The organism is Helicobacter sp. 13S00401-1 (genome assembly GCF_002272925.1).
GTDB lineage: Bacteria > Campylobacterota > Campylobacteria > Campylobacterales > Helicobacteraceae > Helicobacter_I.
In genome coordinates, this window is sequence record NZ_MLAR01000013.1 from 26745 (window position 1) to 46904 (window position 20160).

At 33.8% G+C, this 20160-nt stretch carries 19 protein-coding genes and 4 tRNA genes; 7 read left to right on the forward strand and 16 right to left on the reverse strand.

The window, feature by feature from the left end:
* Positions 1-71: 71 nt before the first annotated feature.
* Both recR and BKH43_RS06820 read left to right on the forward strand, forming a co-directional pair.
* Positions 72-644 carry a recombination mediator RecR gene (recR, locus tag BKH43_RS06815; protein WP_095229939.1) on the forward strand — a complete coding sequence of 191 codons (573 nt, stop codon included), beginning with the start codon at positions 72-74 and terminating at the stop codon, positions 642-644.
* A gap of 3 nt (positions 645-647) precedes the next feature.
* Positions 648-1676, forward strand: coding sequence for a glycosyltransferase family 2 protein (locus BKH43_RS06820; RefSeq protein WP_253248070.1), 1029 nt, complete (start codon positions 648-650; stop codon positions 1674-1676).
* Positions 1677-1711: 35 nt separating this feature from the next.
* Here BKH43_RS06820 and BKH43_RS06825 read toward each other — a convergent pair whose 3' ends face one another.
* Both BKH43_RS06825 and panC read right to left on the reverse strand, forming a co-directional pair.
* Positions 1712-2971 (reverse strand): hypothetical protein, encoded by a 1260-nt coding sequence (locus tag BKH43_RS06825; protein ID WP_095229941.1) that lies wholly within the window; start codon positions 2969-2971, stop codon positions 1712-1714.
* Positions 2968-3822 carry a pantoate--beta-alanine ligase gene (gene panC / locus BKH43_RS06830; RefSeq protein WP_095229943.1) on the reverse strand — a complete coding sequence of 285 codons (855 nt, stop codon included), beginning with the start codon at positions 3820-3822 and terminating at the stop codon, positions 2968-2970. Before panC ends, BKH43_RS06825 begins: the two co-directional genes overlap by 4 nt.
* 133 nt (positions 3823-3955) lie before the next feature.
* Here panC and BKH43_RS06835 point away from each other — a divergent pair, with 133 nt between their 5' ends.
* Complete coding sequence (locus tag BKH43_RS06835; protein WP_095229945.1) at positions 3956-5128, forward strand: NAD(P)/FAD-dependent oxidoreductase; 1173 nt, start codon at positions 3956-3958, stop codon at positions 5126-5128.
* Between the two features lie 388 nt (positions 5129-5516).
* On the opposite strand, the gene BKH43_RS06840 is transcribed toward BKH43_RS06835, so the two are convergent.
* From BKH43_RS06840 to pyrG, 6 genes are all read right to left on the reverse strand, one after another.
* Positions 5517-6383 (reverse strand): ATP-binding protein, encoded by an 867-nt coding sequence (locus BKH43_RS06840; protein ID WP_095229973.1) that lies wholly within the window; start codon positions 6381-6383, stop codon positions 5517-5519.
* Between the two features lie 553 nt (positions 6384-6936).
* Positions 6937-7845, reverse strand: coding sequence for a translation elongation factor Ts (gene tsf / locus BKH43_RS06845; RefSeq protein ID WP_095229947.1), 909 nt, complete (start codon positions 7843-7845; stop codon positions 6937-6939).
* A 13-nt stretch (positions 7846-7858) separates the two neighbouring features.
* A complete protein-coding gene (rpsB, locus tag BKH43_RS06850; protein ID WP_095229949.1) occupies positions 7859-8653 on the reverse strand; it encodes a 30S ribosomal protein S2 in 795 nt (264 codons plus the stop codon).
* Between the two features lie 150 nt (positions 8654-8803).
* Positions 8804-9799: an RluA family pseudouridine synthase gene (locus tag BKH43_RS06855; protein ID WP_095229951.1), complete on the reverse strand. Its 996-nt coding sequence runs from the start codon at positions 9797-9799 to the stop codon at positions 8804-8806.
* Positions 9799-11493, reverse strand: coding sequence for a DHH family phosphoesterase (locus tag BKH43_RS06860; RefSeq protein WP_095229953.1), 1695 nt, complete (start codon positions 11491-11493; stop codon positions 9799-9801). The genes BKH43_RS06855 and BKH43_RS06860 overlap by 1 nt, the downstream gene beginning before the upstream one ends.
* Positions 11494-11505: 12 nt before the next feature.
* Positions 11506-13131, reverse strand: a complete 1626-nt coding sequence (gene pyrG, locus BKH43_RS06865; protein ID WP_095229955.1) for a CTP synthase (glutamine hydrolyzing) — start codon at positions 13129-13131, stop codon at positions 11506-11508.
* Positions 13132-13393: 262 nt separating this feature from the next.
* Here pyrG and BKH43_RS06870 point away from each other — a divergent pair, with 262 nt between their 5' ends.
* On the forward strand, positions 13394-14230 hold the full coding sequence (locus BKH43_RS06870; RefSeq protein ID WP_095229957.1) for a hypothetical protein: 837 nt from the start codon (positions 13394-13396) through the stop codon (positions 14228-14230).
* A gap of 153 nt (positions 14231-14383) precedes the next feature.
* Entirely contained in the window at positions 14384-14803 is a 420-nt protein-coding gene (locus BKH43_RS06875; RefSeq protein WP_143429049.1) for a hypothetical protein, read from the forward strand.
* A gap of 76 nt (positions 14804-14879) precedes the next feature.
* On the opposite strand, the gene BKH43_RS06880 is transcribed toward BKH43_RS06875, so the two are convergent.
* The 8 genes from BKH43_RS06880 to BKH43_RS06915 all read right to left on the reverse strand — a co-directional run bounded on the left by BKH43_RS06880 (position 14880) and on the right by BKH43_RS06915 (position 17742).
* Entirely contained in the window at positions 14880-15320 is a 441-nt protein-coding gene (locus BKH43_RS06880) for a hypothetical protein (RefSeq protein ID WP_095229961.1), read from the reverse strand.
* A 1-nt stretch (position 15321) separates the two neighbouring features.
* Positions 15322-15903: a phosphoribosylglycinamide formyltransferase gene (gene purN / locus BKH43_RS06885; protein ID WP_095229963.1), complete on the reverse strand. Its 582-nt coding sequence runs from the start codon at positions 15901-15903 to the stop codon at positions 15322-15324.
* A gap of 292 nt (positions 15904-16195) precedes the next feature.
* Positions 16196-16272, reverse strand: a tRNA-Arg gene (locus BKH43_RS06890).
* A gap of 35 nt (positions 16273-16307) precedes the next feature.
* Positions 16308-16384 (reverse strand) — tRNA-Arg (locus BKH43_RS06895).
* A gap of 9 nt (positions 16385-16393) precedes the next feature.
* A tRNA-His gene (locus tag BKH43_RS06900) sits at positions 16394-16470 on the reverse strand.
* A gap of 13 nt (positions 16471-16483) precedes the next feature.
* Positions 16484-16561: transfer RNA gene (locus tag BKH43_RS06905), tRNA-Pro, on the reverse strand.
* 188 nt (positions 16562-16749) lie between these two features.
* Positions 16750-17184, reverse strand: a complete 435-nt coding sequence (locus tag BKH43_RS06910) for a globin domain-containing protein (protein WP_172402342.1) — start codon at positions 17182-17184, stop codon at positions 16750-16752.
* Between the two features lie 93 nt (positions 17185-17277).
* Positions 17278-17742, reverse strand: coding sequence for a hypothetical protein (locus BKH43_RS06915; RefSeq protein ID WP_095229967.1), 465 nt, complete (start codon positions 17740-17742; stop codon positions 17278-17280).
* A 47-nt stretch (positions 17743-17789) separates the two neighbouring features.
* On the opposite strand from BKH43_RS06915, the gene msrA reads away from it, so the two are divergent.
* The gene (msrA, locus tag BKH43_RS06920) at positions 17790-18263 is read left to right on the forward strand and encodes a peptide-methionine (S)-S-oxide reductase MsrA (RefSeq protein ID WP_095229968.1); all 474 of its coding nucleotides are present in this window, start codon (positions 17790-17792) and stop codon (positions 18261-18263) included.
* Between the two features lie 464 nt (positions 18264-18727).
* The coding region (locus BKH43_RS06925; protein WP_143429050.1) for a cache domain-containing protein at positions 18728-20160 on the forward strand (1433 nt) is incomplete at its 3' end.

A 20160-nucleotide genomic window follows, 5' to 3' on the forward strand; every position in this document is an offset into this window, starting at 1 on the left:
TCCTTAATATATGGTTTTATTAAACCTTAGATTTTATCAAAAAAGAGGTCTTTTTTGATAAAATGACGCCCATGGATAAACAACTAACCTCTTTTTCAAATCTAGTAGATGCCCTAAGCAAACTGCCTAGCATAGGTAAAAAAAGTGCGCTAAAGATGGCTTATACTCTCTGCATAGATGATATAGCTTTAGGTTTAAATATAGCTGAAAGTATTAATGAAGCTGTGCGCTCTACTAGTAAATGCAGTATCTGTGGAGGCCTCTCAGAAGGAGAGATCTGTCATATATGCATAGATTCTTTAAGAAGTAATGGCAAGCTTTGCATAGTAAGTCATCCAAAAGATATCCTCTTAATAGAAGGCTTAAAAGAGTTTTTTGGTAGGTACTGCGTTTTAGAATCTATAAAAGACTTTGACTTTGAAAGCTTAATAAAACGTATAAATGAAGAAAAGATCGAAGAGATAATCTTTGCTTTTTCACCCTCTTTAAGCAGTGATGTTTTAATAACTCACTTACAAGATAAACTTTCTCACTTAAACTTAAAGTTTACTAGGATAGCCCAAGGTGTGCCCTCTAATGTAAACTTAGATAACATAGATCACTTCTCTTTAAGCAAGGCTTTTATGTATAGGGTGGATTTATAAGTTTTGCCTCCTTTTATCTCCATAATCATCCCTGTTTTTAACGTAGAAAAATATATAGCGCGTTGCTTAGAATCTTGTATAAACCAAACCTTAAAAGATATAGAAATAATAATAGTTGATGACTGTGGGAGTGATAAAAGTATAGAGATAGCTAAAGGTTATGCTAGTAAAGATACTCGTATAAAAATAGTTTCTAACTTAAAAAACTTGGGCACTTTTCACACAAGACTTGAAGGTGTAAAAAATGCAGTTGGAAGATATATATTATTTGTAGATTCTGATGACTTTTTGGAACTAGATGCTTGTGAAGTGCTAAAAAATATAGCTTTAAATACACTAAAGTTAAAAAAAGATATAGATGATATTGATATCATAAACTTTAAGTCAAACTTCATTCTTTCAAAAACTACTAGGGTTAATAAAAAAGATTTATTGCTACATAAAACTCGCTATATCCTGCCAACTGCTTTTAATAAGGGCCCTCTTAAAGATGAGCAAATAGCCTTTAACTTCTTTTTAAAAAGCTATCACTTTCCAAAGTTTACGCTCTGGGATAAGGCTTATAAAAGATCTTTAGTTCTTAAAAGTATGGAAGTTTTAAAGTCTATAAATAGACCTTTAAGCATGGCTGAAGACATGCTTATGTTTTATGTTATATCTTTACTCGCAAAATCTTACATAGGCATAGATAAAAGACTTTATAACTACTGCTTAAACCCAAGCTCCATAACAAAAGCTACTTCAGAGGCTAGCCTTGAAAAGAAAAAAGATGATATGACTTATATAGGAAATACGCTTTTAGAACTTTCTAAAAACAATGCTTTAAAGTCCAATAAGTATGCTTATAAGATAGCTTTTAGGATGAGTGAAAATCTTAAGTCTATAAATATATTAGAAGATAGATTTAACATAAAAGATGGAAAAAGTATCTATCTTAAAAAGTGTAAGGAATCTTTAAAACACTGGAATAGGAATCTAACCTATGTGCGTCTGCTAGCTTATATCCTAAGTGCTGGAAAGATAAAGCTTTAAACACTTCTTTAGATTCTAATCTAAAGAAGTAAGTTTTAAAAACTAAGTCTTATACCGCCTGTTGCTTCAAAGGTATTAGGTAAAGGCGATTTACTTAAGTGAGTGCTACTTAGATATAAGATAAAGCCTACATTGCTAACTATTTGCATATCAACCATTAAATCCAACTCATTTTGCACATACTGTTTAGAGACGCTATTAGTCACATAGTCAAAAAAAGTAGAGCCATAAACTAGATATAAAGAAAGCTTATCTGAGAAGGCTTTAACCTGCCCTACTCCATAAAATAAGTTAGCATTACTTCCATTTTTAAAAGCACGTCCTCCCCATATAAAAAATGGCAAGACGTTATTAAGACTTTGTTCAAAACCGCTATGAACTGAGTTTCCTATCCCTAAAAGATTAAGACTAGCAAGGCCATTTTTTCCATTTCTTGCATAACCTAGGGAAAAATCTATCCACTTAAAGCCAGTAGCTAGTTTTACATCAGCTAAGTAGCTATCAAAACCAGGAGAGCTAAAACTAGGCTTCATACTAGCAGCTATACCAGAATCTAACCCCACATAAAAACTAGAGTTATTAAACCTAGTAAAGGCGTGAATCCTTGCACCAAACATATTGAAAATAGATGGAGAGTAAAACCAAAAACCATAGACATAACTAGAGTTTTTGATGTCATTTTGTGAATCACTTAGATAATATCTAGCACCTAGGTTATAAAGCCCAAAACGCCCTAGGTCTTGAAAAGGTTGTATTTGATAGTAAGAAACTTGCCCAAAACTTTTAGCATAAATCCCTTCAAGCAAGAGGTTGTTAAATGAAGCATTTCTAACCCATATACCATCTATTAGGTGGTTTATAAAAGGATTAAGAGGCATAAAACGTCCAGCTTTTATAGCTGTATCACCATCAAAGTACTCCAAAAAGCTTGGTCCTAGCATAACAGTGCTATCGCTTGAAAAGTCCTTCCTTGCCCCAAGTCCTGAGTTATAAAAACTCTGTAATGCCATAAAAGATATAGCAGCCCTTACATTATAAAAAAAGCCTGAAGTGTAGCCAAGCCCCACTGAGCTTAGCACATAGGCGTTATTACCTAAGAAAGTTTTTGTGCCAACGTTGTTGTCATTATAAAAACCAGCTTGCCCACTAAAAAGCTTCATATAGTTACCATAAAGCATAGCCTCACCTCGTGAGGTACCATTTTTTAAAGCCTCATTTAAAGAGTTGTACTTAGCACTTAAGGTAACTATAAGGCACATCATTACTAGTATGTATTTTAAGGCAGTATTTTTCAAATGCACTTTCCTTCATGAACGATATCACTTATCCAAAGATTATCTAAAAGTCTGATGTTTTCAACTCTTATAACCGCTATAAGTATAGAATCTTCTAGTTTAGTTGTTATGTGTAGCTCTCTATCTACAAATTCAAAGTATTCAACCTCAACATCCCATAAAGATTTTAAGGCTTCTTTTTTAAGCAAGCTTACATCTTTTATGCCATTTTTAATCTTATCTTCTATGCTAAAAAGTGCGCTTGAAAGACAAAGGGCTTTTTTTCTTCCTTCATTACTTAAGTAGACATTCCTTGAACTAAAAGCAAGGTTATCTTTATCTCTAATTAAAGGCATGCCAACTACATTTATAGATAAGTTTAGATCTTTTACCATCTTTTCTATCATCAAAAGCTGTTGGGCGTCTTTTTTGCCAAAGTAAGCATTGGTTGGAAGAACTAGGTTAAAAAACTTTAAAACTATACTTAAAACGCCATCAAAGTGACCAGGACGCAAAAAGCCTTCAAAAACATAGCCCATGAACTTAGGAGCGCTAACTTTTATAGAATCTTTTTCATACATCTCTTCTACGCTAGGCAAAAACACTACATCAACCCCAAGACTTTCACATATCTTTAAATCAGATTCTATAGGTCTTGGATACTTGCTTAAATCTTCATGTGGTAAAAACTGTGTAGGATTTACAAAGATAGAAACCACACTTATATCATTATCTTTCTTGCTTTGTCTTATAAGGCTTTCATGTCCTAAATGAAGCGCACCCATAGTTGGAGTAAAGCCTAAGGTTTTAGAGCCTGTTTTAAGGCGCTTTAATGTGGATACTAACTCATGCTTGGATTTGACTACTAACATATCAATCTTTTATCTTTTGTAAAAATTAAAATAACTTGCAGGCGTTATTTTACTAAATTATCCTTTTTATCTTGCTAAAATCAAAGGGCTTACCACAAATCTAAATATACGCCGCAGGCGAAAAGAGGGAATTATGGAAAATGATAAACTAAAAATTGTCGTATTAGGGGCTGGATATGCAAGTCTATCTTTCTTAAAGTCACTAAGCCATGAGATGTTAAAAAAAGCTCAAATAAAGCTTATAACTAACAATCCTTATCATTACTTTTCAGTACTACTACATGAAGTAGCAGTTGGCAATATGGACAAAAACGCCACAGTCGAACTAAAAAAGGCACTGCCTAAAGAAGTAGAACTAGTAGTAGACACGGTCACAGAGATAAAACAAAACGAAGTTATAACTAAAAATTCTAGCTTTGGTTTTGATAAGTTAATAGTAGGACTTGGATTTAATAGTGAGTTTTTTAATATAAAAGGTGCTGATACAAACTCACTAACTTGTGGGAACTACAAAGAAGCCTTAGCCATAAAAGAACGTATAGCAAGCTTGCTTACTACTAAGACTAGTAAGGGTGAAAAGGTAGATATAGCAATATGTGGCGGTGGATTTAGTGGGGTTGAGTTAGTCTCATCTCTAGCCCAAAAAGTATGTGAAGATAAAAAATTACCAAAAGATAGTGTTAATATCTACTGCATAGAGGCTATGCCAGATATCATAGCCGCCTTCCCAAAAGAGCTAATCAATGTAGCAAAAAAAAGACTAGATGAACTTGGTGTTATACTTAAAACTGACCATAAGATCTTAGAGATAAAACAAGATTCTATAACTTGTGATTACAAAGGGAGTGAAGTTAGTATAAAAACTGACCTTGCTATCTGGTTAGTTGGCGTAAAGGGTAATGCAGTCATAGGCAACTCTCCCATCCTAGAAAGTGCTAGAAACAGGGTGGCAGTTACTAAAACACTCAATGCACCTAGGTTTAATCACATCTTTATAGTTGGAGACTGCTCTTTTGTAAAAGATGATAATGATAAACCGCTTCCTCCAACTGCACAACTTGCCATACAGCAAGGAAAATATCTTGCTAGGGAGTTTACTAATATAATAGAGGGCAAGAGCTTAAATGAGTTTAAGTTTATCTCTAAAGGTATGATATGCTCTCTAGGAGAAGACTTTGCTATAGGCGTAGGTGCTGATCCAAAAAAACTTTATATAGGCAAAGGACCTATGCTCTTAAAACGTAATATTATAGAAGCTTACTGGAGATATAAAGTAGGCGGTATGAGTAGGCTACTCAAAGGATAAGGCTACTTATGAAACATAAACTATTTTTTATTTAAGTTTAATATAGCCATTTTTAAAAAGACTTATAGAATCTAGTGGCAAATAGATTCTATAAGTCTTTAAAAATATTTTTTAATTCATAAAATTTTACACTGTAGTCTTTTTTTACACTGCTTATCTTTACTTTGTTTGCATTTATCTTGCTTACTATATTTCTATGGCTTATATGGGCTTATATGGGCTTATCTTGGTTTTTAGGAATCTTAGTTATGCCAGGTTTTAATCTTTGCTATCCATGAAAACTACTTTAAAGATAAGGTTTATATTTGATATTTAAAAAAGTTTTGATTAGATGAGTGGGCAAGCCCTAAAAGGGCTTAGTAATGCTAAGACATAGTTTTTATAAAAACTATTTGTGTTCTATGCCTTCTATTCTTAATACTTTATTGCCTAGCATTTCTGGTATCCAAAGCACACCATTATGTAAGAATATGTCAGCAGGAGCTCTAAGTTTTACTGGTAGAGGTATCTCTTTATAGCTTCCATCAGCTTGTACTCTGTAAAGTTTTCCATCAGTAGAAGTGAAATTTAGACCATTCCAGTCGCTTACTAGGAAGCTTCCGCTTGGTTCTTTTTGAAGACCATCTAGCTCGCCTTTAACACCGCTAAATACTTCAAGTTTTTTAGTTTTCATGTTGTACTTCATAAGGTTGGCTGCGTTTTTACCACTTGCATCATAACCAGCTATATAAAGCTCATCACCATCTAGCACTAGTCCATTTGGTCCGCCAAGAGCAGGGTCTATCTTAACTAGAGTGCTGTACTTTTTAGTTTTAACATCTACTTTTAAGATAAGGCCAGTACCTGTATCACTAACTAGTAAAGTGTGATCGTTTTCAACAGCTATATCATTTAAGAAGATTGAACCTTTAACTGGAAGTTTGAAAACTTCTTTTTTAGTTTTTACATTAAAGCCTCTGATAACACCAACATCTACCATGTAAAGTGTATCGCCTATCATGTTCATACCTTTTGGGCCATCTAGTCCAGTTATCCATTTTTTTTGTATAACGTTACCATGGTGGTCAAGTAGACTTACAAACCCATCGCCATCTTTTGCTATAGGGGCAAATTTTCCAACATTAGTTACATATACGTGATGTTTGGATACAAACACGCTTTCTGGAGATGCTAGTCCATCTATTTCTTTAATTTTTAGACCATCCATTTCCATGGTTTTACCCATAGACATATGTTTGTCCATTTTTTTGTCCATAGATTTGTGGTGAGCGTGCATATCCATTGATTTATCAGCATGCATGTCAGAAGAGTTAGCCCCAAAAGCTAGTGCACTACAAGCTATAACACTTAACACTGCAGAGATTACTGTTTTTTTCATTTTGATTACTCCTAAAGTAAATATCTTGCCATTTTAGCATTTTATAAAAAGCATAGACCATTAGACCCCGCATGAAATTGTTTTGTTAACACAATGTGTAAATATAAAAAATAACTCCTTTAAACTTACCCATGCAAGATAGTCTTAGTGATATTATAAAAGAGAATAAAAAAATTTACTTTTTAAAAAGAAAAATAATGATCAAAAAAGATAATTTAAGAAAATATCTTGATAAAAAGTACTAATTAAGAAAGGATTAATGCAGTTTCGGTAAACAAAAATTGAACTTATTTACACTTACAGTAGTTTTTTTCTATAGCAGTTAAAAAGATCTGTTTTGGGATTTTATAACTTTAAAACTTAGAATCTAGTTTAAAGATTCTAAGAGTATTTAAGATTGTGTAAGGGGAAAAATATAAGTGATAAAAGCCTATTTCATCTGTGCTGCTACTTCTTCAGCAAAGTTATCAACTTTTTTCTCTATACCTTCACCTAGTTCAAATCTTACAAAATCAACTATGCTAGCAGTAGTTTGAAGGGCTTTTGCAGAGTCATTTACAAAAGCTTCTATGCTTTTTTTATCATCTAGGATGTACTTTTGTTTTAGCAAAGTCACTTCTTCGTAGAATTTAGCAATTTTCCCAGGAAGGATTTTATCCCACATACTCTCTGGCTTTCCTTCTTTTGCTAAAAGCTCTTTTGCTATCTCAGTTTCTTTAGCTATAACTTCATCACTAACACATTTTGGGCAAAGATAACTTGGCTTCATAGTAGCAGCGTGCATAGCTACACCTTTTGCCACTTCTACTAGCTCGTTAGCCTTTGGAGACTGTATCTTTATAAGCGCACCTAGTTTAAAGTTATGATGCACATAACCATTTACTATCTCATCTGCTGAGCAAGTAAAAGTTCTTAGTCTTCTTACAACTATGTTTTCACCAATGGTTGCAATTTTACTTTTTAGATACTCTTCATAACTCATGCCTTCTATCTTAAGACTAGCAAGTTTACTAACATCATCTATGGCATTTTCAAATACTAAATCTAGCGTTTTATTAACTAGATCTTTAAAGCCATCATTTTTTGCAACAAAGTCAGTTTCTGAGTTTAACTCTATTAAGGTAGCTTTTTTGAAATCTGGTGCTATCTTCATGGCTATAACACCTTCACTTGCTACTCTATCACCTTTCTTACCAGCCTTACTTAAGCCTTTTTTGCGTAAGATCTCTATTGCTTGTTCTATGTCTCCACTAGCCTCTTTTAAAGCGCCTTTGCACTCCATGATCCCAGCATCTGTTTTATCTCTTAACTCTTTTACTAATTTTGCACTAATTTCCATCCATCTTCCTTTATTAAAGTGGTTTTTCTTCTATAGCGTCTAAAACTAAAGTCTCTTCTTCTTTTGCTACTTCTTTTTCTTCAGCAGCACTTTCAACTTCGCTAACTTCTTCTTGTGGTGCTTTTTCATCACTCATCTCTCTGCCTTCTATGATAGCATCACTCATTTCTTTGCAGAAAAGTTGGATTGAACGTATAGCATCATCATTACCTGGTACTGGAAAGTCAACTACATCAGGATCACAATTTGTATCAAGTAAGGCAATTACAGGCATACCTAATCTTCTAGCTTCAGCAACTGCGATTTTTTCTTTTACTACGTCTATTACTAAAATCATATCAGGCGCAGCTTTCATGTGTCTAACACCACCTAGATACTTAGTTAGTTTGTCTTTTTTGCGCTCTATCATTAGTCTTTCTTTCTTGGTTAAAAGCTCTATTTGACCGCTTGCTTCCATAGCTTCTATGGCTTCTAGTTTTCTAACTGACTTTTTGATAGTACTAAAGTTTGTAAGCATCCCACCTAACCAGCGATAGTTCACATAAGGAGCGCCAACTTTTTCAGCATACTCTTTTATAGTATCACTAGCTTGTTTTTTAGTTCCTACAAACATTATGCTTTTGCCCTGTGCTGAAGCATCTCTTACTACATTATATATGTATCTAAAATATCTTAGGGTTTTTTGTAAGTCTATGATGTGTATATTTTTTCTAACACCAAAGATGTATTTTTTCATTTTTGGATTCCATCTTCTTGTTTGATGGCCAAAATGTACGCCGCACTCTAGTAAGTCTTTCATCGTTACCATATTGTCTCCTTGTAACTTTATATAAGGTTTTTTCCTCCATACTTTTTAAAGCCCTAATCTCTTAAAGCTCAACCTATTAGGAAAGTATGTGTGTTTTTTACACGAACTATAATTATATAACTTTAAACTTATAGTTTTATAAATGCTAACTTAAAAGTCCTCTTTGGCACAAAACTCTAAGCCTTCAAACTTAAGCTTATAAGCATGGAGCATAAGCCTAAAGTTAGGCTTGGTATTGGTTGTGAGATAGCTTTCTTTTGCGTCAAGATAGATTCTAGCTTCTTCATTACTTACGCCATAAAGTGGGTCGTTTATAATCTTATGTTTTATGGAATCTAGATGGATTCTAAGTTGATGAGTTCTGCCTGTTAGGGGGATTAAAAGCACTTTTGTGAAAAAGTTAGTGACCTTTAGTGGATAGACTATAGTTAGTGCCCCTTTTGTGTTTGCTTCATGTTTTAATTTTAGATTCTTAGCTAGTTCATAAAGCTCTTCTTTAGTGTACTCACAAGGATCAAACCTTAACACCTCGCCCTCACAAGCCCTCCCTCTAACACACAAATCCCCACTATGTGCCCTATTAGTGATAGCTTTATTAATGATAAAAGCCTTAGTAAGCTTACCTCTAACTAGGGCTACATACTCTTTATAGATTCTATCTTCTTGGAAGAGATTTTTTAAATAGATCTCACTTTGTTTATCTTTACCACAAAGTAAAAGCCCACTTGTTTCATAATCTAGCCTATGAGCAAGGTTAGCTTCTAAGTTATCAAACTTAACTTGATCTAGCATACTAGGTGTGGAATCTAGCTTCTTAGGATGGGTTAAAAGATTAGCTGGTTTGTTATAGATTATAAAATTTATCTCTTTACTAACCTCTTCTTCTAGACCTACTTTTATAGGATCTTTACTTCTAGTAAATCTCCCCTCACTAAAAGGTAAGATAAAAAGATCTTTTGGTTCAAACTCTAGTATAAAAGCATTTCCCTCTTTTAGCTCCATGCCTTTTTTGATACTCACTCCATTTTGATAGAATCTTCCTCTATCAAGTATCTTTTGGGCTTCGTTGCTCCCATAAAGCCTAGATAAAAACAAGCTTGCTTTACAAGGCGCAGTTATCTCTAATAGTCTTCTTACAAAAGGCATTAAAAAAGTTTATTGATAAAAAGTACGACTTTGTTTTCATTAAAGCTATCTTGATTTAAAGTAAAGCTAAATCTCAAGATATCGCCAACTTCAAGCTCTTTAGGCTTTTGTTCTACGCCAAACATCATAGCTTTAAACTCTATATCCCCTTTGTATAAAACAAACTCTATGAACTTATTTTTAAGGATGAAAGATTTTACATAAAGCTCAGCGTAAAATATAGGCATGGCATTAGAGTTACCATAAGGTTCATACTTATCTAAAAGCCTCAAAGTGTTCATATTTATAAGAGTGTGAGAGATCTTACCTGTGATGCTAAGCTCTGGTTTGTTTTCAAAATAAATTGGCTCAAAGCCATCTATAAAAGGCTGTATATTTTCAAACTTTAAAGCAAGCCCTACTGCGCCTGTGTGCCCACCAAAACGGTTTAGTAAGTGAGAAAGTTTTTGCACACTTGCTATCAAGTCTACATTTTCAAAGCTTCTACCACTGCCTTTATAGTCTTCAATCTTAGACTTAGTTAGAACAAAAGCTGGCTTTTTATACTTATCTGCTAGTCTTCCTGCGACTATACCTATAACTCCTTCATGCCAGTCTTTGCCAACTGCCATTATGAGATTAGATGTTTCTACCATAGTCTCACAAGCCTCTTGAAAGACTTCTTCTTGTAAGATTTTTCTTTTTTGATTAAGGTCTTTTAGAATCTTAAAGTAGTAATAGGCCTCTTTTTCATCACTAGCTAGCAAAAACTTTAAAGCCACTTTACCATCATCCATCCTACCAGCTGAGTTTAAAAGTGGGGCTAGTTTAAAACCAAACATCGTAGAATCTGCCTTTGATATATAAAAGCCTTTTTTGAAAGTCTCAAGGCAAGGTCTTTTTTGATGATGAAAACTCTTTATAGCGTAGTTACATATGGTGTGATTTAAAGCATGAAGTGGCATAACATCTGAGATGATAGAAACGCCTACTAAAAACACTAAACTAGATCTTTGCCAAGCTTCTAGTTTTATATCTAGGCTGCTTGCTATACCTCTTGTAAAGTACCATGCAACTAGCGATCCACACACTTCTTCATAAGGAAAGTGACAAGCTGCTTGCTTAGGGTTTATTAAAAAGTCACATGGTGGTATTAGCTCATTACCATCTTCATCTTGATGTAAAGTATGATGATCTGTGATTATAAATCTTATATTTTTACTAGCACAAAGCTCACCAGCTTCAAAGCTTGATACGCCATTATCAACTGTTATGATAAGGGCTATATCTGGATTTTTCTCAAGCTCTTCTAAAAATAAAGCCTCTGAAAAGCCATAGCCATGCTTAAAGCGATTAGGTATGCTAAAGCTTACATTTTTATAGCCAATGTACTTAAAAAAATCAAGCATAATAGCACTAGCACAGATTCCATCTGCATCATAGTCACCAGCTATCATTATGTGCTTATCATCTCTTATATACTCTGCTACAAGTTTAGAGGCCTCTTTTACGTTTTTCATCTCATGATGATTTGGAATCTTAGAGATATGGTCTATCTCAAAAGACTCTACCCTGCTATCTAGAATCTTTTTTAAATCGTTTATATGCTTAAAAGTTGGTGCTTCATCTAAGAAGGTAGGTTGGTGGTGAGAGTTTTTGTTTAAAAAAGTTTCGTTGTTTAAGCTTGTTTTTGAAGGTTTAATATTGTTATCCATGTATTAAACCTTTTAAACGCGTTTGTTAAGTAATGCCTGTTTTACAAACTCTAAAATTACGTGATTAGGATTCTGCAAGCGACTTGTAAACTCTGGGTGAAACTGCACCCCTACAAACCATTTATGGTTTTCTAGCTCTATAGCTTCTATAAGTCCATTACAACTTCCACTAACTATAAGACCTTCTTTTTCAAACCTATCTTTAAATATGGGGTTAGCCTCATATCTATGACGATGTCTTTCAAAGACTGGCTCTTTTGGATTTAGATAAGCTTTAGCAAGCTTAGATCCTGGTTTTAACTCACACTCATACTCACCTAAACGCATAGTGCCTCCAAGTGGAGAGTTGTGAGTTCTAAACTGATGTTTGCCCTCTTTGTCTAAAAACTCTTCTATGAGATATATGATTTTATTAGCAGTATTAGGATCAAACTCACTTGAATTTGCATCTTTTAACTTTAAAACACTCCTTGCAAACTCTATCATGGCCAGCTGCATACCAAGGCAAATCCCAAGAAAAACTACATCTTTAGTTCTTGCATAGTGTATAGCCCTAAGCTTGCCCTCTACACCTCTTTCTCCAAAACCACCTGGCACCAAGATAGCATCTACACCATCAAGTACATCTATATTACTATCAGTTAGTTTTTCAGAATCTATAAACTGTATATTTATCTTAGTATCTAGATTAGCTCCAGCATGAGTTAGTGCTTCAATCAAAGACTTATAAGATTCTTTTAAACTTAGATACTTACCAACAAAGCCAATAGTTACGCTTTTTGTAGGGCTAAGTATCTTTTTAACTAGCAAGTCCCACTCGCTTATATCGCTTTTAAAAGTAGGCATATGAAAGCTTTGTGCTATAGCATCAAGTATGTTTTCTTGCATAAAATTAATCGGGCACTGATAGATACTAGCTGCATCCCACGCGCTTATAACATGGGATACATCACAAGAAAGTGCTATCTTTTTTTTGATCTCAGAATCTAGGGCCTTTTCACATCTTGCAACTATTATCTGAGGACTTATACCTATACGGCGTAACTCTTGAACGCTATGTTGGGTTGGCTTAGTTTTAACCTCACCACCAGCAGTATGTATCAAAGGAACTAAGGTTACATGTAAACTTATAGCATCATCACCTAGTTCATGTTTTAGCTGTCTTATAGATTCTAAAAAAGGCATGCCCTCTATATCACCTACTGTGCCGCCAAGCTCTACTATCAAGAAGTCTTTGCCCTTACTTGCAGACTTTATCCTATGTTTTATCTCATCTGTGATATGAGGCACTATCTGTATAGTTTTACCTAAGTAGTTACCCTTTCTTTCTTTTTCTATAACTGAAAGATAAACTTGCCCAGTTGTAAAGTTGTTCTCTTTTATAAAAGACGTATCCAAAAACCTTTCATAGTGCCCTATGTCAAGATCAGTTTCTGCGCCATCTTTAGTTACAAAAACTTCGCCATGTTCAAGTGGACTCATAGTCCCAGGATCTATGTTTAAATAGGGATCTATTTTAAGTATGGATACACTAAAGCCAGCATGCTTTAAAAGTGTTCCTATAGAAGAAGAAGTTATGCCCTTTCCAAGAGAGCTTAAAACTCCTCCGGTTACAAATATGTATCTTGTGTGTTTCATCGATCTTAATAAGCCTTGTGATATTTTGAACTAGATTATACCCATGAAAGGTTGCTGTAAAGCTTAAAGATGGGCTTTCAAGGGCAAGTGTAGGTTAACTATAGAGTTTTCAAAATACTATAGGATCTCAAAGGCAAAAAATACATTCATTAACGCGTATCAACTTTATGGTAAAAGGATAAAGCATTTTGAGAAGACGTGTACAATAGTGACAAAGTCTAGCATCTAGTATTAGTTATATTTAATATTAAAGGGTCTCGTTATGATAAAACATACCGCTATAGCTTTCAGTATGATTCTTACTCTAAGTAGTCTTGGTTTGGCCAAAGAGACTAGGACTGAAGGTGTTTCCACAGTTAAAAAAACTACCACTGTAAAAAGATATCCCCAAAAAAGGCAACATGTAGGCATAAAAAAAACATCTAGCACAAGGATAGAATCTAACACAAGAAAAAGCACTACTAAATCCCACCTTACAAACTCAAAAAACCTAGCTTTAAATGATATTAATGATGATGATGATAGATTTATAGCTCCAGTTAGCACAAAGGCTAAAAGCCCTTATCCACTTGATGGTCTAAAACTAGTGCTTAGTGCTGGAGTAGGAAGCAGTATAAATGTCTCTAAAAATCCAAACTCCCCCTCATCTGCTGGCCTAGATATGAATCTAAAGATAGGAGGTGCTTACTTTGCACCTGGAACATTTAGCTATGTAGGTTTTATGGCTATGGGTGGAGTTGGTGCTAGTAATCTAACCTCTGTTACAACCTATGCCCCACAGTACTTTATATCCCTTACTTTCATGCAGCTTTTTGATGTAGGTGATGGAACTGCAAAGATAGGCTACTTGCTAGGAACTGGTATATCTGTAAGAAGTCTTGATAGTAACAATAATGCCGGTAGAGGCAACCTTAATAAAAAGCCAAATGAAGTTAATGAGCCAGCTAGCATCATGCCAACTGCTAAGTTTGGTGTTATAAACTTTATAAAAAACAACCAAAGCGTATCAGCAGAGTTTCAATACTACTTTGTTAATCCAGATTCTTTACTTCCAGGTAGTGATATAACACTAAGTTATGCTTACTACTTTGGTGACTAAACTTAGAATCTAAATAGTTAAATAAATTTTAACTATTTATCCTATTTATAAGCATTTTTACCCTATTTATAATACCAAACTCTCAAAGGCCAAGCCTGACAAATCAAAACTATAGTAAAATATAACTTTACCTTAATGCAAGGATTTACCATGATGAAAAACATACTAATAAGCATTAGCCTAGTTCTTAGCAGCCTAGCTATAGCAAGCGAGGCACACAATATAGACAAGTCTAATAGCTATGATATAAGTGGCCCTAAAGTCATAGTAGGAGTTGGAACAGGCGTAAGTATTAATAATACTTCAAGTCCTACTTCAAATCAAGCTAGCCCTAAAGTAAGTCCTAATGCAAACTTAAAACTAGGAACTGGTATTTTTAGTACTAATAACACTAGCACCATAGGACTAGAAGCTAGTGCTAGTGCAAAAGCAGATAGCCAAACTCTAAAAACTTCAAAGCCTGACTACTCAGCCAACCTTGACTTTGTGCAAGCCTTTAAAGTTGGTAATGGTAAAGTTAAACTAGGCTATATAGTAGGTGGAGGTGCTGCTTTAGAAAATAAAGATAAATAAGCACTATATAAAAAAACTTTATAAAAACTAGATTCTATAAACTTATAGAATCTAGCTTCTTTATATATCTACACTATCAAAGATAGTAAACTATCCCTACTACATATAAAAGCACAGAGCCTAGAAAACAAAAAGCTAGTAAGACTATATAGCCTACGATACTAACCCACCACTGATGTTTTCCATAACGCTTCTTAGATCTCTTCTTTTTAGGTTTAGTAGCCACTAACTCATATATATAAAACACTACTAAGATGACAAAACTAACTACAAACAAGACTATCTCAGTATTGATAGTTATAACCTTGCTATACTCTTCAGACTTATACAAAAACAAAAGCATCAAGATAGCACTTATAATCCAAGCTATCAAAAGCCTAAGATTTATAATCCTACCCTTACTAAACACTTCAAAAAGTAGCAACACACAAAAAAACAAGCATAAAGATATAACAAAACCAAGGGCTTGAGTTTTTAGTATATCTAGCAAGTTTTCTAGCGTTATAATCTTATGCAAACTAGCTTCCTTTAAGCACTTTTAAAACCGCTTCTACATAAAGCTTATACTCTAAGGTATGTATATCTTTTTCAAAACTTTCTATATCACAAGCTTTTTTAATCTTTTCTTGCAAAAGTATAGTGCCAGAATCTAGTTCCTTACTCACATAGTGCACGCTTACACCACCAAAGTCATTACTATCATTAAAACTATCTTTTATGGCATGTGCACCCTTGTGTAAAGGTAGGTATGAAGGATGTATGTTTAGTATGGGGATATCTAACTTACTTAAAAAAGCCTCACTTAAAACTCTCATAAAGCCTGCTAGCAAGACTAGATTAGGACTTTCTTTTAAAACTAAGCTAGCCAAAACACTATCAAAGTCCTCTCTTTTTATAAAGTCTTTATGATTAAGCACAAAGGTATCTACTCCTTTTTCTTGCGCTTTAAAAAGTCCTTTTGCACTAGGATTATTACTTATAACTTTTTTGATTATGACTTTTTTATCAAAGATAGTTTTATTATGAAAGTGCTCTATTAGATTTAAGGCATTACTCCCTGTTCCACTGATTAATATGACTATGTTAAAGGGTTTAGTCATATGAGCTTCTTTAGTTGTAAAAGTCCTTGCATTATAAAAGTCCTTGCTTTTTAAAGAGGTAATTTAAATTGTAACATTTTTGTAGGGATTATGAAGGATGTGGCACTAGATAAAATGCTAACTCATAAGGATTTATCTATAAGGTAAGTAAATATATTCTAGATTCTATAATCATCTTTAAGATATCAAAAGTACATGGCAATTAATACTATAAAGATTAGAAAATGATGAGTGCTAGATAAATGCTTAAAATAAAGGTAAGTTTTTAATGTTTAGTTTGAAGTTATTAAAGTGGTACGCCCAAGAGGATTCGAACCTCTGACCTACGGCTTAGAAGGCCGTTGCTCTATCCAGCTGAGCTATGAGCGCGTGATAATTTTGACTTTGGAGCTAAGGGGTTATAGTGGTACGCCCAAAGGGAGTCGAACCCATAACCCCCAGATCCGAAGTCTGGTGCTCTATCCAATTGAGCTATGGACGCAAACATAAATGGGGTGGGAGATGGGGCTTGAACCCACGACCTTCGGATCCACAATCCGACGCTCTAACCAACTGAGCTACACCCACCATCATAAAAAAATGGTCGGGGTGAAAGGATTCGAACCTTCGACCCCTTGGTCCCAAACCAAGTGCGCTAACCAGACTGCGCTACACCCCGACAAACAAAATATGCTAAATTAAATAAAGGAGAGATTATGCCTAGACTTTTTATAAAAGTCAAGATGCAAACAAGGCATGATCTTTAAAAAATTTTATAGATTCTAAAACTAGTTTAGAATCTATAATCTTTCATATTTTAAAAACTACTAACTTTAATCTTAAGATAGCTTGTAATGGTACTTAAAACTACTTTTCTTCTTTGTAGATTCTATCTTCTACACCTATAAAAATCTTAGCTAACTCAGTATAAGCCTCTTCCCAAGCCTTTAAAACTTCAGGAGTTGCATCATCTTTCATAACTGTTTTTATAGCCTTCAAAAGACACTCGCCAACTATAGGGTAGTGCTCAGGTTTTACGTTTACATTAACATGCACTTTTCCTATCTTTTCTACTGTTGGAAGTATCTTTTCTAGATTATCTATGTTTTGAGCAGCTGCTAAGATAGCATTAGCTAGAGCTTTAGGCTGATGGCCACTTTTTTGCTTTTCTGTACTAAACATAGGTTTTACTTCTGGATATCTTTCAAACATATCTCTATAAAACTCTCTAGTTAGAGTTTCGCCGTTTTGCTTGATAGCTGGTACTGTTGATTTTATGATATTAATAGATTCTTGACTTATCATTTATTTCCTTTATATATGCCTAGATCTTAAAACTGATCTTAAGGGCAAGGCAAGTATAACCATGCCAAGTATCCCTACTTTTGACATGAATCAAGCTTTAATGCTTAGCTTTACTATGTAGGCTATGATTAAGATAACTACGATAAAAGAGATGCCTGCTATATACCCTACTGCATGAAAGATGCCAAAAATTTGTAAGATAACTATAGAAGCGACGATAAAGATATAAGCTAGGATTCTAAAAAGAGAAAAACTTAGTTCAACTCCTAAGGAAAACTTTGAAGTATCTAAGGCCTTAAGTAGCTCTTTTTCTTGCTTTTTGTCATCTTTTTTATCTAAGTCATTTTTAGAAAGTGCTTCGAGATTAGCTATATCTTTAGCGTTTTTAATCTTGGCTTTTGACTTTGCTTGCATACCTTTAAAAGAAGCTATCACTATAAAGATAAAGCCTAATGCCCCAAGAGAAAAGTTCACTCCAAACACCCATCCAAGCAAAAAACTAACTCCAAATCCTATGAGTATAAAAATGACTATGCCTAAAATACTTTTTTGCATTAGAATCCTTGCTAATAGATTTATAAATTATAACTGAGAGGTGTGTTATGGAAGTGATATATTTAGCTGGTGGATGTTTTTGGGGAGTACAAGCCTACTTTGACAAACTACCTTTTATCTTAGAATCTGAAGTAGGCTATGCAAATAGTAATATCCCTAATCCTACTTATAAAGATGTTTGTAGACATAGATCTAGTGCTAGTGAGTGCGTCAAGCTAACTCACACTAATCTTTTACTAACCCTAAGGCACTTTTTTAAGATCATAGATCCCTTCGTGCTTAACAAACAAGGTAATGACATAGGCTCTCAGTATAGAAGTGGCATCTATAGTACTAGTGAAGTCACTTTAGCTAGTGTAAAAGAGATAGTTGAAGGCTTTCAGCAGCATCACAGCAGGCCTTTTAGAGTAGAAATCATAGCCTTAGAAAACTTTTATAAAGCAGAAGAGTATCATCAAAAGTACTTAGAGAAAAATCCTACTGGCTACTGCCATATCAATCTAGATGATACTTCACTTTGATAGATAAGGCTAAAAGATTTGCTAGCTTTAAAAGATATGGCAGTCTTTTAGCTTGCCATCTATAATTTATCATTTTTAACAGGCAGCTATCTGTATTTTCAATAATTATAATTGTTTAAGGCCTGTGGCATTCTCGCCCGTTTCGTGGTGGCAAAAATCATAAAAAAAGTAAACAGTAGTACTTGCGCTTTTTTTAGGGAAGCTTCGTTTTCAAGGAAGCTTAGGCTTTCAAGGAAACTTCGTTTTGCTAGAAACAAAAGTGCGAGGTCCTCCTAAAAAGCCACTAATAAATCTAGCTACTTTTTAAAAATCTAAAACCTACTTATAGAATCTAGATTCCATAAAAATATAAGTTTTTAAGATATTAGATTATCACTTTCACGCGCATTTTACAAAAAAAAAAAAAACGCTAAAGTGTCAAGCATTCTTAATAATTAAGATTAGATTTTTATAAGGATGATGTTTTGACAAACAGCGTATTTTCAAAAAGGATAGGACTAAAGATAGCTTTAAATATAGCTGGAATAATTATAATTGTTGTTGCATTACTTATATTTGCAGTTATTATGAATATACAAAAAAGTATGCTAAAAGGCGCAGAAAATATAATGGCTTCAAGGGCTACTAGCATAGGAAACTACATTAACTTTCAGATGAGAGATGCTATATCACTTGGCATTGCAAGTGCTTCCAAGATAGGTATGATGCTAGATGCTAATGAAAATATTAGTATAGATACCTTAAAACAAGAAGCATATTCGATAAATAGTGTCAGCAAAACTATAGCATTTAGCGGTATATATTTAAATTTAAATGGCGGAGATAGCATAAGTAAAGATGGTATCTTTATAGGGTCTTTTCAAGATACAGATAGAGTAAGCATGCTTGATAAAGCAACCGTTGAGCGCATCATCATGTCTTCAAGACCTCCAGAGCTTGCTTTTAAAAGTGCTAAACCAGTCCTTGGGGTACCAACTTTAAGAAATATTAATGGAAAAAATATCTACACCATCTCAGCAAACTTTCCCATCTTCAAACACGGTAAGGTGGTAGGCTTAATCCAACAAAGACTAGATTTAGACTTCATACAAGAAGCCCTATCTCATTCAGTAGGTGATATCATATATGAAGATGTAGATAGATATATGATTGATAGAAGTGGAGTGATCATAGCAGATACTTTGGGCCAATATAGAGGGAAAAATTTATCTGATATAAATAATACAAGTGAGTTTAAAAAAGAAGTCATAGATAATATACTAGATTCTAAAGATGTGTCTACTACTTTGGATTTTAGAGGTATGAAAAGAGCGCTTGTTTCACAAACCTTTATTATACCACCTTTTAATATCAAGTGGAATGCCTTAATGGCAGTTCCTAAAAACGAAGTATTAAAAGACCTATACTCCCTAGTTGTTTTTATAGTTATATCTTCTATCATAGCCATCGTTGTTATAATTTTTTTATTTTATTTTTACATAAACAAAGCCTTCATAAAAAGAGTAAGAAATATACAAGCTACTCTAATAGATACCTTTGCAGTTATAAACCATGAAAAAGCTATAAACATACCTAAACTAGATACTAGATCTAAAGATGAACTAGGAGTTATATCTAATGTTATTAATATAGCTATGGATAAAACTAAAACCTCTTTATCCAAAGACAGTGAAGCTGTAAGTGAAGCATTAAATGTAGCTAAGACTATAGAAGAAGGTAACTTAAGTGTAAGAATACTTAAGTTACCTTCTAATCCTCAATTAATTGAACTAAGAGATGTACTTAATAATATGTTAGATGTATTAGAACTAAAGATAGGTTCTAATATGAATGAGATAGAAAGAGTATTTGATAGTTATCTTAAATTAGACTTCTCTACTTCAGTATTAGATTCTAA